Genomic DNA, 12,767 nt, shown 5'->3' with positions numbered 1-12,767 from the left:
CCTCCCGACCTGTTCTTGCAAGCAGAACGCCCAACCGCCCGCGCAAGCCTTAGAAGCAATTCAAGGCGCCTCGCCCCCCGCGGTCAACATCAACGAAAGCAGCCCGCCCGCAGTGGCACGACCTCAGGCGGAATGTGCGACGTAAGCCTAAGCCGCGCAATCCGACAGATGTTCTGACAGATTTCTCATCCGGCGCACCATCGCCGTCCCTGTACTTTGGTACAATGCACCTACAGACAATGGTTGCAAAGCCTGCTTTTAGCTTAAACAACCTTCGCGGGAAGGGCGATGATCGGCGGCTCCGTATTCCCGGTGATTGAAATAGCTGCGCGCGGTTGTCGCGTCAGCACCAGTTCGGGAGTTGGCCATGCTGGTTCGCAACGCTGCCGACGCTTCCTCGCGGCATCATTCACTCCGCGAGCTTGGCCTGAATACCAGTTCAAATCCGATCATCAGTTTAAACGAATTTACCTATAAAAAAGGCACCGAAATCTACGGTGAGAAAGAGCCCGCCGAATACGTCTACCAGGTCAAATCAGGCGCCGTGCGAAGCTACAAGCTCCTCTCAGACGGGCGCCGTCAGATCGGCGCCTTCCACCTGGTTGGCGACATCTTCGGGCTCGAAAACGGCAGCGAGCATAGATTCACAACGGAAGCGATCGTCGACACGACCGTGCGTCTGGTTAAGCGGCAGAGCCTCGAACTCGTCGCAGAAGGCGATGCCATGGTTGCCCGAAACCTGCTCAGCATGACCACCAACAACCTTCAGCATGCGGAAGACCACATGCTGCTGCTCGGCCGCAAGACCTCGCTGGAGCGGGTTGCGGCCTTCCTGCTCGAGATGGATACGCGGCTAACCGCCGCGGGGATCCTGGCCCTGCCAATGTCGCGGCGCGACATCGCGGACTACCTCGGATTGACCCTGGAGACCGTATCCCGCGCCCTGTCCCGCCTCCACGACCTCGGCATCCTCGGCTTCATCGGCAATACCCAGCGGCAGATCATGCTCCTGGACCGGCATCAGCTCGCAGCCCTTGATGATCTCCAGAATTGAAGCCGGGCGCCGCGATTGCCGAGAGATGTTCAAGGGTCTTGCGCAACACCTCGAACAGGACCGCGGTCGACCAGCCGAACATCAGAATGCCGTTCATGGCAGTCATCGGCCCCGTCAGCCGCCAACCCTGCACTGGCGTGACATCGCCGTAGCCCAGCGTGGTGTAGTTCACGAAGGTGAAATACAGCAACTCGCTCCCCTCGGGCGCCGCACCAACCAGAGCGTACGCCAGCGCCCAGACAAGAACCTCGGCCGTGTGTGCAACCATCAAAATGACAGCTATCGCGACCATTACCGCCATCAGGTGAGATCGGGGCCGCATTGTATGCTTCAATCCCGCTCTGCGGGCGATGTCGATCGCTGCGACGGTCACCAGCGCATGAACCATGATGTTGATCACGCTGATGAAAGTGCCGAGCAGAAATTGGACGGCCATCGCGAGCTCCCAGACTGGTGCGGTTTGGTTGGTCAGCACTGCCATCCGGCCCGCGGTACGATGCGGGCGTTTGATGCAGATCAACGTGCCGCGGGCGTGTACGCCCATTGCCCGCACCCCGGCCACCAAGGAGCCCGATCATGACGCTCAGCTTGGCGCTCCGGGGCTACCGTTCATCAGCAGTGCCAGCGTGTGCCTGGCGATCATAAGATCCTCGTCGGAGGGCACGACGTAGACCGGGATGCGGCTCGCTGGAGACGATATCAGCCGCGATTGCAGAGCGTTCTCTTGTGCATCGAGCTTGACACCGAGCCATGCGAGCTGCTGCGCCACGCGCGAACGGAGCAATGCGGAGTTGTCGCCGAGCTCTGCCGTGAAGACGAACGCGTCAAGGCCCTGCAACGCAGCTGCGAGCATGCCCGCATTGAGACCGATCCGATAAACGAAATGATCGATGGCGAACTTCGCGCTCGTGTCCTTACTTGCTTCGAGCCGACGCATATCAGCGCGGACCGCGACTTTCGGATCGATTTGCCCCGCTCGCACTCCCATCGGCAATTCGTCGAGCGCGGTGAAGGCCATTGTGCTCTCTACGCTCAGTCCACCGCTGAGCGCGCACATCGATGCCTCGCTCCCGAGACGCGCGACTATCACCCGTCCCATCGCGATTTCCGGCGCAATCCTGGGCAAGGCCTTCGCAATATATTCGTAAGTGAGACCATGAGAGCCGTAGCGTCGCACGCCCTCGGCATAGAGGTGACGGGGAATGGCACAATCGTCGGCGACCGCGGCACGCGTTCGGTGAAATGCGGTGTCGAAGCAGGCGACCTGCGGTAGCGCCAGGAAATTTGCCAGGATCGAACGGATTGGCGCCAGATTATGCGGTAGATCAAACGGCGCCAACGCGGTCAACCGCTCCAGGCACGCTAGGACTTCGTGATCGATGAGGACCGGCCGGTCATGCTCTGTACAACCGTGAATGACGCGGTGCCCGACTGCAATCGGATTTATATGAAGCTCGTCCCGCAACCAGGTGCCGGTGATGTCCATCGCAGCCGCAGCATCCGGCACTGCTTCGACTAGGTAAGCGCGATTGGCCAGCGGACCACCGCCAGCCTTGCTCGCCCGCAGGCGCGGACAGCGCCCGATGCCGTCCATTTGCCCCTTGAGCCGTTGCCGTAGCCTGCCGTCTCCTTCGACAGAGTAGATCTGGAATCGGAGATCAGAGGAGCCGGCATTGATGACAAGAATGGTGTCCATGGCACTCACACCGCAAATGTTGCAGCATGCCGACCCGCGGCATCGACTCCGGCGGTCCGAGCGACGTCAGGGGGGGAGCCAGGCATTTCCACCACCATCTCCGACCGGTCGTCGTATCTTCACCCGAGAGCTTCCATCAAGCTCATGGAGGTCAACGCTCGATTGCCAGCTGTGCGGGCGCAGCACGTTCAGCGCGGATCCAGGCGACTGTCAGCTCCCAGACGACAGACAGAATGATCGGTCCGATGAAGAGGCCGATGATTCCGTGGAAGAGAGTTCCGCCGATCACTCCGATCAGGATGACCAGCGCCGGCGTGGTCAGGCCGCGCCCCATGACAAGCGGTTTCAGGATATTGTCGAGCACCGACACGATCACGAGAAACACCGTCAGCAGGAGCGCGATCGGAAATTCCTTGTCGGTCCAGATCCAGATGATAACCGGCAGGATGACGATCGCCCCGCCGATCTGCACGATCGACAGCAACAGCACGATGAAGGCAAGAAGGCCCGCGCTGGCGATGCCGGCGAGCTTGAAACCTATTCCCGCCAGCAAGGCCTGGATGATGGCAACGCCGATCACGCCTTGAGCCACCGCACGGATCGTGGCTCCCGCCAAGTCCAGAAAATGCTCGCTTTGGTCCGGCACGATGCGCGACAGAAAGCTGCGCCCTGCGGCCACGAGCTGAGGTCCATACGGAAACAGCACGCCGGCCACCGCCACCGACAGCAGAAACTTGACAGTTCCCACACCGGCATTGCCGGCAAACCCAAGCAAAGTGCTCGCAAATGGCTTCAAATAGGGGACGACCGCGCGCAAGAGCGACCGTAGGTTGGTCGTCGCCTGATCCCAGAGATCGAACAGCTGAGGCCCGATGACTGGCCACTCCTTGAGCGACTGCGGCGGCGAAGGCACATGCAATTCACCAGCTGTCACCTGGGCGGCAAGATCGGTGATCCCGTCGACCGCGCCCATGCCCAGCCAGGTCGCCGGTCCGATCACCACAGCCAGGTTGACGAGCGTGAGGATCGTCGCCGCAAGCTTCGGCCGGCCACCGAGAATGTCGCAAAGGCGCCGAAACACCGGGTTCAGCGCAGCAGCAAGCACGACACTCCAGGCCAAAATGGGGATGAATGGACGGACCAGGAGGAGCGCCCAGACGAGCAGCAGCCCCAGCAATCCGAGCCGGATCAGAAGCTGGATGATCTCGTCTCCGGAGAATATCTGACGGAGTGTTTTCACGGACGCGCCTTCAGCCATGCCGCGCATGCTGAGGTGAACTAGCCCCTGCTCTCACGCCGCACGCTTGATCCAGATCAAGCGTCGAGCCTCTTCTAGGGCTGTGGTCCGGTCTAGGGCTGTGGTCCAGAGAGAGTCAGCTCACGCTCGGCCCGAAATACGTTACCGTAGAGACTCGCTATCCATTGCCGGCCTCGAGACGTCACGTTGAGATAACGTATCGCCGGCTGGATCTGGGGAGCTACGTTACTCCAATAGAATTGTGGATATTTGTAAACGATGTCCGCTGGCGTCGCGTAGCCCAGGGTCTTGTTGAGGCCGATCTCCTCGAACTCGTAGAACAGCGCGTTGGACTTCTTCAGATAGTTGGGATCGCCGAGCTGACCGATGAGATCGGCGGCCCGTAACAGCAATCCCTCCTCTTCAATGAGGCTGTCATTCGAAGACATCGTGTAAGGAAACCGGGTATATTCGATCGCCCGAGCGACCCGGTCAGCGTCCACCTGCTCGACGGAATCCAGCCGTTCCAACACGAACAGCTTCGAGCGATCCACATGATATGGCGCGAGAGCTGCATCGGACGATCCTCGCGGCAGACGAACCGTTTTGCCGGTCACGTCCGCGATGAACAGATCGTCCTCATCACCCTGAACGACGCCGCGGACGTATCCGATGTCGTGGGCAAGGCACGCCAGAATGAAATTCGCATAGTCGTTTGCCGTGGTGGGCCGGAGCAGCGCGCGCCCCGTCAGGATATCGTGCCCGGCAAGGGTCACGAGCAACGTATGCTCGATGTTATGATAGAGAGCATCGCTGTTGCCGATGCACTCCATGGTGAGCTTGGCCGCGAACGGAAGCAGTTCGGTCAGTCCGGCATGGGAGGCACCGAACCGGTCCTTGGTTTCCATCGTCAGAAACGCGCCCAGAGCTTGCGACACCAGTTCCGGAACTGTGATCATCAGGTCTCTCCGCTATGGTATTGTCGACGATGCAGATCAAGCCGTTGCGATTAATGTTCGCGATATTCGCAGGTTCTTCAAGCCCGCCGCGCTCTGCGACCTAAGGACGATCCATCTGGTGCCGCGCCTCGGGCAAGCGGACCCGCGACCGGCCGGAGCCGCTCACGACCTCCAAGCTCGCTCGTTGATTCAAATCAAGGCCAAGCCGGTAACGACCGCAAACATCATGTGCACGGTCGTGCCGCCGGCGTGACGGAATTCTTCTCTCGCCGGTCAGTCGAGATTTAAACCAGTGGAGGATATGATGACGTTCATCAAAGGAGCATTTGCAGCAATTCTTACTGTCGCGACCACCATGATTTCTGTAGCCGGAAGCGAAGCAGCGCCCTTGCCGACCAACGTCGGAGCCATGAGAGCCACGCTCGATAGTGACCTGGTGAAGGTGCGCTACGGAGGCTGGGGTTATCGCGGCGGATGGGCCGGAGGCTACCGCGGAGCGGGATTGGGCTATCGTGGTTTGGGATATCGCGGCGTCGGATATGGCTACAGAGGTTACGGATATAGAGGCTACCGCGGCTGGGGCTCCGGTGCAGTGATCGCGGGCGCTGTGGTCGGCGGCGCGATCGCAAGTTCCGGCTACTATGGTGCATATCCCTCCTACGGCGGCGGATACTCCTCTTACGGCGGAGGATACGGCTATGAATATTGCCCGCCCAGTGCCTACAGCGCCTACGGTAGCTATGGCGGTTATGGCGGTTACTACGCGAGGCGGAGCTACTATTCCGGCTGGTAGATCTGCCTCGGATTCTCCTGAGCACGCGCTCTTGGTGCCCGGGCTCGTCTTCGCGAGCCCTGAAAGCGTCGCGTATACTGCCAATACGTGAACTACCCCACGCATTGCGTCGCAAGACCGGGCGTGGTCCTGGGAGTGCGTCCCGTCGCGCGCGCTGCCGCACGAGAAGCGGTGCGGCCCGGCACTCCGGCCAACCGCGGCGGTCCGGTCGATCGCGCCGGCAGACGCTGACTGGCTTGCGCGATAAGACCACAAAAATGAGGGCCGACATGACTGCCGGCCCCCTGAAGACGTCAGACTCTGGAGAGCTCAGTACCTCGCGACGACCGGGTTGGCCCCTCCGAAGCGGTAATTGAAGCGCACGGTGAGCATATCCACGTCCTGGGTGATCCGGTCGTTCACGAAAGCAGCAAGTCGCGGATCGGCGACCGTGAACGAATTATTCCGGTGCCCCATGAACAGATGATCGTATTCGAGACCCACCGACCAGTTCGGGGTGAAGCCATACTCGAATCCGACACCGATGACACCACCCCAGCGGGTTGCGCTTTGCGCCGCGAGCTCGGCGCCGGTCGCAGTATCAAGCACGCTGAGACGATTGTCTGTTACCGCAGCGCCGCCCTTCACGTAGAACAGTGACGCATTCCAGGCGTAGCCGATCTGGCCGGTGAAGAGGCCGATGGCGCTCGTTTTGGCGCGTGTGGAGAGCGTCGGATCGAACAGGCTCACGCGCTGGTTGCTGAGATCCGCCCAATCGCCCTGAGCCTCCAGACCAAACACCCACTGGCTGGCCTGCCAGCGATAACCGAGCTGGCCACCGATAACGCCACCTGATCGATCGCGGCAGCCGGAGGCGACGGCGACGCCAGCCGCGTCAAGGAAATCGACGCAGTTGTGGTTCTGCGCCCAGCCACCATTGCCGCCGATGTAGAACCCCGTCCAATTGTAGATCGGAATGATCGGTGCCGGTGGCGGCGCCTTTACGGCCATATCGGCAGCCATGGCGGTCCCCGCCGTGCACAGCGCCACCAGACCAACGGTTGCTAATAGAAGTCTTTTCATCATGCTCTCTCCTTGCCGGCCGCTTTTTGATTGCCCGAACGGCGGCTTGTTGCACTGCAATCATCCCCCAACTTCCAGCTGAAACTCTACGGGCGACGGCACCAACTCCACGTGCCATAATGGCAACACCCAAGACATTTCGAACGCAACATCGGCATGAAGCACCAAGACATGCGGCCTATTTCTCCGGGTCGCCTTTGGCTTCGTGGCCGGCAACTTCGTCGCCTCGGTCTTGCTCTATCCAGGACGGAATGTCGCTCGAGGGAATCAGCCGTCGCGGCAAGAAGGGATTGAGCGTGCCTGCAAACACGATCAATCCTTCATTGAACTTCTCTCGCGCGAAAGCCCGCGCCTCGGCTTCGCTTTCGAATGTGCGTGTCTCCCGTGGACTTCGCCGCTTCGGCAAGGTCCCACGCTTCTGCACCTCGAATGTGACATACCAGGTCTGCGGCATCCGCCAGCTTCCGGATCGCGATCAAGCAGACATCTGCCGGCGAACGATAATCAGTGAGATCATATCGGCGTCCTAGTTGCGCCGCTCTTCACGGCGCTCCGTGCGCCCTGTACGCCTTTCCTGGCGGCGTTCAGTCCGGCCCGTGCGTCGTTCCTGACGCCGTTCGTGGCGGGCTCCCCGCCTCTCCTGGCGTCGCTCCATGCCGATCGTCTGCGCCGACACTTCTGTTCCTAACAGCACCGTGCCGGATGCCGCCAATCCGAATACAGCGGCCCATCCGAGCAATGAAAGAGCCCCGCGACGATCGATTCCGTCAGACCTTGACGTTTCACTCATGTCAGTTACTCCCGATCTTGAAGGACGTTTTGATTGGGCAATGCCCCAACGTGCACTCATTGATGGTGTCGATGGCGGGCGCCCCCCTCCGAAGATGCGACGATCGGAGACGCTCACCAAACCTGGTTGCCAAACCAGCCGTACTGCGGCGGCCGCGCGACGAGCCGGATATTTTTCTCGATGTGCCTCCTCGCACTTTTGTTTTGACGCTGCGGCTTCACATCAGCCTTTGTTGACGGACGCGCTGGCGGTCGTTCGGCATCGGCTGCTCCTAGCTGAGCAAAGGCCTCGCGAGCGCGCCTCTGTGAGACGTCGGCGCCCGGCAGGGCACCAGGCTCGACCCTGGCGATGTCGGTTGCGACAAACGTCGGCACGCTAGTGTCGAGAACGACCCGCTCGGGCAATTTCCAATCGGAATGGATGCGGATGGTCGCGGAGCGCGCGGCTCCACCGTGGATGGCAGGCCGATCCGGCACCAGTGCGTCCACAAGGAAGAGCATCGCGAGCAACGTACTGCCGACATAGAACAGGTATCGTGAGATGGGCATTGTCGGCGCCATTGCCGCCGCAGATCTTCGTCTGGCAAGCAACGGGCCACGGCGGCAGAATTGGCGAAGCAATGCAACCTGCATGGCACGGCTGCCTAAATCGAGCCGCCGTTGCTTCCGCCGCGACGCCCCTGGTGAGCACTTGCCGCGGCATGGGCGGCGCTTCACTGGTAAGCGCCACGCAAGCTGCAGCAGGCCAATGTTCACCGTGTCCGAACGCGGCGTCGCTTGAGCCAGATCAACGAATTGATTTTTCGCAACACCGCCTCGCGTCGTATCGCACGGCTTGGTCAGTGGCTGTGACCTGCCCCTTGGTACAATGACCGGAAGGGCAATTGCAGAGGTGTGGCACGCAACGCAGAATTCTCACCGCGTACATCGAGCTTCTGGCAGGGAGGGCCGATGATGAGTCAATTCGAGCTGAGTTCGCGCGCGGCCCTTTGTCGGAGGCTTGCAAGGCAGGATCCGGCAAACCAAACCGTCTGGATGGCCGAGGCAAGAAGCTGGTCACGCTTGGCGGCCGAGAGGCTTCATGATGAGCACCGATTGAAAGGTGGCATCACCGCCCGACTGTTCTTCGCGTTCACCAGATTGATCGAGGCGCAACACGAGCCCACGAACGAACCGGCAGAGATGATGAAGAGCGGATCAAGAGGCATCATGCCGTCTCGGAGCTTGTCGCCGACTGCATGACGCATTCCCGCGAGAAGCGTTCGCTCGATTACATACCTGGCTCCAGTGGAGAGAGGGGCCGAGATCCCACGTGACAGCGCGCTTCCGATGCGTCCCCGCGCGATGCACATATCGGACGGCAGAGCGTCGTCATCCAGATTCACTTAACTTGATTCGAACTTGATCCGGCAAACTCGAAGACGAAGCGGATGCGATTTGTTTGAATCCCTTGATCTAAAGCAAGCCGCCGCCCCGGTGCTGCGTTGGTATTGTGGCGTTGAAGTTCATTTTTGGAGAACGTCCATGAAGTCGATAAGCGCAAGGAAGATTGCCGTTGCCGTCGCCGCGCTCGTATGTGGCACGACGCTGTCCATCGGCTGGACCGACCAAGGTGGAGTTTCGCTGGGGCTCGACAAGGCGCAAGCGGCGACGAGGTTGTACGTCACTCCCTATTATCGCGGACACTACTACACCAACGAGGGTCTGCCCTGGTACGCCGTGCGAGCCTATTACTTCGGCGGACCGTGGAGCTACGGCTATAGCGGCTGGACCGACTATGCGGCGCGCAACGGCATCGGGTGCGTCCCAGGCTCGCTGGTGAAGGGCGGCGATGGCATCATGTATGTGTGCCAATAGAGCTTGATGATGGCGCGATGGGCGGCGCTCATTAAGCCGCCTCTCGCGCCAATCTGCGCTCAGGAGATCGACGGCTGAGGGGGAGGATACCATGACCTATGTTCTGGTCGTCGTCAGCTGGCTCGGCGTCGCGAATGGCGCCGTCATATCGACACAAGAGTTTTCAAGCGCGGAGCGTTGCGAAGCAGCCCGGACGGCGCTGATGGAATACGCGAAAGCGCGCAGCAGCGACGAGACGCTGAGACCACTCTGCGTGCAGAAGTAAAGCTGTCGCTCCCGCTCCCATTCTGCTGGAAGCGTCTTCGCGTGTTGCCCGCGCTTAGCAGCTGCGTCGTTTTCTTGCGATTCCTTGACATTGATCAATGGTCCGCGCAGTGAACCATGGAGCGATCCAAATTCACTCTCACAGGACGGAGACCATCATGAAGCGTGGCATGCTCACAAGATTATCACTCGCAGGTGCCGTGATCGCCCTCGGCGTGTCCGGCTCAATCGACTGGTCGGCCGACGAAGGCCTTTCGCTCTCGCTCGGCCGGGCAGAAGCACGGGTCGGACGCCCCTTGACACCCGTGTCAGTGGCCGGCGTTGCACGGCGCACCACCAGGCGTGCGGTCGTGGGCGGCGCGGCAGTTGGTGCGGCCGCGGTCGGCACGGCGTGCGTCCGCGTTCTGGTCAATGGTAGCTACGTCTGCCGCTGATGGCTGTTGTTGCCAGTTTGAGCACCGCATCCTGCAGGAGGATGATCTTGCAGGATGTGCTGTTCAGGTCGAGCGTCGGATAGAGGCGAATAGCGCACGACGAGCCCAGATCAGGAAAGCACCGATTCTTGCAATGGTGGGCGCACCAGGCTCGAACCTGGGACCCGTTGATTTAGAGATAGCGACGGGTAGAGAACAATCAATAACTTACTGGTCGCATCGCTGGGCATATCCGGCCGAAAATGGGCATTCGTCGAAACATCATAGTGCTTCGTTGCATTGCCATCAGCGGCACCTTGATAGTCCGCCAAACGTCGCTGTTTTCTGTGCCAAACCTCGCGGCTGAGACGCCTGTGCTCTCCGGTATCAAAACGACACGAGATCTCCGGTTTCCGCTGCGCGCTTTATTGCGCCGATTACTTTGAGGGTTTTGAGCCCTTCGCGCCCGCTCACCACAGGCTCGGCCGTACCGCGGATAACCCCACAGAAATTTGCGATTTGCAGACCAAGCGGGTCTTCCTTCTCGTACTTCAGTTGCTCGGGCTCGATCGGCGTCCACCAGCTGGCCTTGCTCGGGTGATGCCACAGATCGAGTTGCGGAATCGCCAGCGATGCCCTGGTGCCGCCGATCTGGTAGCAGGTCTCCAGCGTATGGCTATAGGCCGGATTCTCTCCGGTGGTGAATTCCCAGCTCCAAGGCGACTGGATGGTATCGGAGACATTGACCGTTCCCAGCGCGCCGGAAGCGAAGTGCAGGATGATCACCGCGGTCTCTTCGACCGCATTTCCACGCAGCTGATTGGATTTGGCAGCCTGTACCGCGACGATATCCCCGCACAGATACCGCAACAGGTCGACATCGTGGATGAGGTTCAGGAAAATGGGCCCCGCCCCTTTCTCGCGGCGCCAGGACACCTCAAAATAATCGTCCGGCTTGATCAGCCAGAACATGCCATGCACCGATACGATCTGGCCGAGCCTGCCGCTGTCGATCTCCGCCTTGGCGCGCTGGATCATCGGGTTGTGGCGGCGGTGGTGGCCGGTTAGCAGCGGCACGCCCGCCCGCTCGGAGGCTTCGACCAACGTCTGTGCCGCCACGATATCATCCGCTAACGGCTTCTCGATCAGCGCCGGGATGCCCGCAGCGATACATTCCATGCCGTTGGCCACGTGCACCTGATTAGGCGTGGCGACAACCACCCCGTCTGGCCGATCTTCGGAGAGCAAGTCCTGAAAGGACGGAAACCAGTTCACGTTCAGCGAAACCGCCAACTCTCGCGCCGCCGGCGTCGGATCGACGATCGACGACAGCACCGCTTCCGGCCGCGCGAGAATGTGTTCAATGTGTCGCTTACCGATGAGACCTGCTCCCATGACCGTCAGGCGGACGGGTGCGCTCATGCAATGCTATCCCTTCTTCTCATCAAGAAGCTTTGCCACACGACGCAAGCCGAGCAGATAGCCCTGAGTACCGAAGCCGGCGATGACCCCATCAGCTCGTTTGGAGACGAACGAGTGGTGACGGAATTCCTCGCGCTTGTGCACGTTGGAAATGTGCACCTCGATCACTGTACCGTCAAACGTGTTCAGGGCGTCCAGGATGGCGACCGACGTATGGGTGAAAGCCGCGGGATTCATTACGATGCCGACAGCCGTCTCGCGCGCCTCGTGGATCCAGTCGATCAGCTCGTATTCTCTGTTCGACTGGTGAAAGCGCATCTCCAGACCGAGCTCGATGGCCAGCCCCCGACAATCCCGCTCCACATCCGCAAGCGTCTCGTGGCCATAGATGTGGGGCTGGCGCTTGCCAAGCAAATTGAGATTTGGCCCGTTGAGGACGTAGACAAGACGACTCATGGAATAACTCCGTTCAGTGATGGGCGAGGATCTCGCCAAGGAACTGCTTGGTGCGAGCGTGCTGCGGATTGCGGAAGAAAGCGTCGGGCACACCTTCTTCGATGATCTGCCCTTCAGCCATGAAGATGACACGGTCGGCAACCTGGCGGGCAAAACCCATTTCATGGGTGACGCAAATCATGGTCATGCCGTCGTTGGCGAGGCCGATCATCGTGTCGAGCACTTCCTTGACCATTTCCGGATCGAGAGCCGAGGTCGGTTCATCAAACAGCATGACCTTGGGCTGCATGCAGAGAGCACGCGCGATCGCGACGCGTTGCTGCTGACCGCCCGAGAGTTGAGCCGGATACTTCTCGGCCTGCTCACCAATGCGCACCCGCTCGAGATATTTTCGCGCGGTCGCCTCCGCTTCGGCCTTGCTGATGCGGCGTGCGCGAATGGGCGCGAGCATGCAGTTCTGCAAGACCGTCATGTGCGGAAAAAGGTTGAAGCTCTGAAAGACCATGCCGACGTCCTGACGTACGACGTCGATGGCCTTGATGCTGTCGTCCAACCGATGACCGTTCACCACGATACTGCCCTGCTGGATCGCCTCCAGGCGGTTGATACAGCGGATCAGCGTCGACTTGCCCGAACCGGACGGACCGCAGAGCACGATCTTTTCGCCTCGGCGCACAATGAGATCAACGTTGCGGAGAGCCTGGTACCCGCCGTACCATTTCTGCACGCCCTTCATTTCGATCAGGATCTGGTCCTGCATGGATT

General features: G+C 60.4%; 16 protein-coding genes. 6 read left to right on the top strand and 10 right to left on the bottom strand.

From position 1 onward, the window contains the following. The first annotated feature begins 367 nt into the window (after nt 1-367). Nucleotides 368-1,054, top strand: coding sequence for a helix-turn-helix domain-containing protein (locus AC0L3S_RS16705; RefSeq protein ID WP_247362263.1), 687 nt, complete (start codon nt 368-370; stop codon nt 1,052-1,054). Here the strand turns inward: AC0L3S_RS16705 and AC0L3S_RS16700 are convergent. The 4 genes from AC0L3S_RS16700 to AC0L3S_RS16685 form a co-directional block, all read right to left on the bottom strand. Next, nucleotides 1,002-1,490 (bottom strand): potassium channel family protein, encoded by a 489-nt coding sequence (locus AC0L3S_RS16700; protein ID WP_473280057.1) that lies wholly within the window; start codon nt 1,488-1,490, stop codon nt 1,002-1,004. The genes AC0L3S_RS16705 and AC0L3S_RS16700 overlap by 53 nt on opposite strands. A gap of 147 nt (nt 1,491-1,637) precedes the next feature. After that, nucleotides 1,638-2,750: an acetate/propionate family kinase gene (locus AC0L3S_RS16695; protein ID WP_473279930.1), complete on the bottom strand. Its 1,113-nt coding sequence runs from the start codon at nt 2,748-2,750 to the stop codon at nt 1,638-1,640. 151 nt (nt 2,751-2,901) lie between these two features. Beyond that, nucleotides 2,902-4,017 (bottom strand): AI-2E family transporter, encoded by a 1,116-nt coding sequence (locus tag AC0L3S_RS16690; RefSeq protein WP_473260303.1) that lies wholly within the window; start codon nt 4,015-4,017, stop codon nt 2,902-2,904. Nucleotides 4,018-4,100: 83 nt separating this feature from the next. Then, entirely contained in the window at nt 4,101-4,946 is an 846-nt protein-coding gene (locus AC0L3S_RS16685) for an HD domain-containing protein (RefSeq protein WP_473260307.1), read from the bottom strand. Between the two features lie 304 nt (nt 4,947-5,250). On the opposite strand from AC0L3S_RS16685, the gene AC0L3S_RS16680 reads away from it, so the two are divergent. Next, nucleotides 5,251-5,739 (top strand): hypothetical protein, encoded by a 489-nt coding sequence (locus tag AC0L3S_RS16680; RefSeq protein WP_473279928.1) that lies wholly within the window; start codon nt 5,251-5,253, stop codon nt 5,737-5,739. A 309-nt stretch (nt 5,740-6,048) separates the two neighbouring features. Here AC0L3S_RS16680 and AC0L3S_RS16675 read toward each other — a convergent pair whose 3' ends face one another. The 3 genes from AC0L3S_RS16675 to AC0L3S_RS16665 form a co-directional block, all read right to left on the bottom strand. Beyond that, on the bottom strand, nt 6,049-6,804 hold the full coding sequence (locus AC0L3S_RS16675; RefSeq protein WP_473280055.1) for an outer membrane protein: 756 nt from the start codon (nt 6,802-6,804) through the stop codon (nt 6,049-6,051). Nucleotides 6,805-6,979: 175 nt separating this feature from the next. Continuing rightward, nucleotides 6,980-7,255: a hypothetical protein gene (locus AC0L3S_RS16670; protein ID WP_473260311.1), complete on the bottom strand. Its 276-nt coding sequence runs from the start codon at nt 7,253-7,255 to the stop codon at nt 6,980-6,982. 449 nt (nt 7,256-7,704) lie between these two features. Continuing rightward, nucleotides 7,705-8,223 (bottom strand): hypothetical protein, encoded by a 519-nt coding sequence (locus AC0L3S_RS16665; protein ID WP_473260313.1) that lies wholly within the window; start codon nt 8,221-8,223, stop codon nt 7,705-7,707. 318 nt (nt 8,224-8,541) lie between these two features. On the opposite strand from AC0L3S_RS16665, the gene AC0L3S_RS16660 reads away from it, so the two are divergent. The 4 genes from AC0L3S_RS16660 (at nt 8,542) to AC0L3S_RS16645 (ending at nt 10,145) form a co-directional block, all read left to right on the top strand. After that, nucleotides 8,542-8,832 carry a hypothetical protein gene (locus tag AC0L3S_RS16660; RefSeq protein ID WP_473260315.1) on the top strand — a complete coding sequence of 97 codons (291 nt, stop codon included), beginning with the start codon at nt 8,542-8,544 and terminating at the stop codon, nt 8,830-8,832. A 282-nt stretch (nt 8,833-9,114) separates the two neighbouring features. Then, complete coding sequence (locus tag AC0L3S_RS16655) at nt 9,115-9,447, top strand: hypothetical protein (RefSeq protein WP_007592996.1); 333 nt, start codon at nt 9,115-9,117, stop codon at nt 9,445-9,447. Nucleotides 9,448-9,538: 91 nt separating this feature from the next. Next, nucleotides 9,539-9,712, top strand: a complete 174-nt coding sequence (locus tag AC0L3S_RS16650) for a hypothetical protein (protein ID WP_473260317.1) — start codon at nt 9,539-9,541, stop codon at nt 9,710-9,712. A gap of 157 nt (nt 9,713-9,869) precedes the next feature. After that, entirely contained in the window at nt 9,870-10,145 is a 276-nt protein-coding gene (locus tag AC0L3S_RS16645) for a hypothetical protein (protein WP_085351254.1), read from the top strand. Nucleotides 10,146-10,511: 366 nt separating this feature from the next. Here AC0L3S_RS16645 and AC0L3S_RS16640 read toward each other — a convergent pair whose 3' ends face one another. From AC0L3S_RS16640 to AC0L3S_RS16630, 3 genes are read right to left on the bottom strand one after another with little or no spacing between them, the layout of a single operon-like run. Further along, nucleotides 10,512-11,546, bottom strand: a complete 1,035-nt coding sequence (locus AC0L3S_RS16640; protein WP_473260321.1) for a Gfo/Idh/MocA family protein — start codon at nt 11,544-11,546, stop codon at nt 10,512-10,514. A gap of 6 nt (nt 11,547-11,552) precedes the next feature. Then, entirely contained in the window at nt 11,553-12,002 is a 450-nt protein-coding gene (aroQ, locus tag AC0L3S_RS16635) for a type II 3-dehydroquinate dehydratase (protein WP_473260323.1), read from the bottom strand. Nucleotides 12,003-12,015: 13 nt separating this feature from the next. Further along, nucleotides 12,016-12,762 carry an amino acid ABC transporter ATP-binding protein gene (locus AC0L3S_RS16630; RefSeq protein ID WP_473280053.1) on the bottom strand — a complete coding sequence of 249 codons (747 nt, stop codon included), beginning with the start codon at nt 12,760-12,762 and terminating at the stop codon, nt 12,016-12,018. Nucleotides 12,763-12,767: the final 5 nt, after the last annotated feature.

It is taken from the genome of Bradyrhizobium sp. Ken01 (genome assembly GCF_055807355.1).
Note: the sequence above shows the minus strand (reverse complement) of the source record. Positions and strands in the feature narration are given on the sequence as shown.

What these genes read in the sequence shown, in the direction of transcription:
- AC0L3S_RS16705 (WP_247362263.1), top strand. Translation starts at nt 368, where the DNA reads ATGCTGGTTCGCAACGCTGCCGACGCTTCCTCGCGGCATCATTCACTC.
- AC0L3S_RS16675 (WP_473280055.1), bottom strand. Translation starts at nt 6,804, where the DNA reads ATGATGAAAAGACTTCTATTAGCAACCGTTGGTCTGGTGGCGCTGTGC.
- AC0L3S_RS16630 (WP_473280053.1), bottom strand. Translation starts at nt 12,762, where the DNA reads ATGCAGGACCAGATCCTGATCGAAATGAAGGGCGTGCAGAAATGGTAC.
- AC0L3S_RS16685 (WP_473260307.1), bottom strand. Translation starts at nt 4,946, where the DNA reads ATGATCACAGTTCCGGAACTGGTGTCGCAAGCTCTGGGCGCGTTTCTG.
- AC0L3S_RS16655 (WP_007592996.1), top strand. Translation starts at nt 9,115, where the DNA reads ATGAAGTCGATAAGCGCAAGGAAGATTGCCGTTGCCGTCGCCGCGCTC.
- AC0L3S_RS16650 (WP_473260317.1), top strand. Translation starts at nt 9,539, where the DNA reads ATGACCTATGTTCTGGTCGTCGTCAGCTGGCTCGGCGTCGCGAATGGC.
- aroQ (WP_473260323.1), bottom strand. Translation starts at nt 12,002, where the DNA reads ATGAGTCGTCTTGTCTACGTCCTCAACGGGCCAAATCTCAATTTGCTT.
- AC0L3S_RS16665 (WP_473260313.1), bottom strand. Translation starts at nt 8,223, where the DNA reads ATGCAGGTTGCATTGCTTCGCCAATTCTGCCGCCGTGGCCCGTTGCTT.
- AC0L3S_RS16670 (WP_473260311.1), bottom strand. Translation starts at nt 7,255, where the DNA reads ATGCCGCAGACCTGGTATGTCACATTCGAGGTGCAGAAGCGTGGGACC.
- AC0L3S_RS16695 (WP_473279930.1), bottom strand. Translation starts at nt 2,750, where the DNA reads ATGGACACCATTCTTGTCATCAATGCCGGCTCCTCTGATCTCCGATTC.
- AC0L3S_RS16645 (WP_085351254.1), top strand. Translation starts at nt 9,870, where the DNA reads ATGAAGCGTGGCATGCTCACAAGATTATCACTCGCAGGTGCCGTGATC.
- AC0L3S_RS16690 (WP_473260303.1), bottom strand. Translation starts at nt 4,017, where the DNA reads ATGCGCGGCATGGCTGAAGGCGCGTCCGTGAAAACACTCCGTCAGATA.
- AC0L3S_RS16700 (WP_473280057.1), bottom strand. Translation starts at nt 1,490, where the DNA reads ATGGCCGTCCAATTTCTGCTCGGCACTTTCATCAGCGTGATCAACATC.
- AC0L3S_RS16640 (WP_473260321.1), bottom strand. Translation starts at nt 11,546, where the DNA reads ATGAGCGCACCCGTCCGCCTGACGGTCATGGGAGCAGGTCTCATCGGT.
- AC0L3S_RS16660 (WP_473260315.1), top strand. Translation starts at nt 8,542, where the DNA reads ATGATGAGTCAATTCGAGCTGAGTTCGCGCGCGGCCCTTTGTCGGAGG.
- AC0L3S_RS16680 (WP_473279928.1), top strand. Translation starts at nt 5,251, where the DNA reads ATGACGTTCATCAAAGGAGCATTTGCAGCAATTCTTACTGTCGCGACC.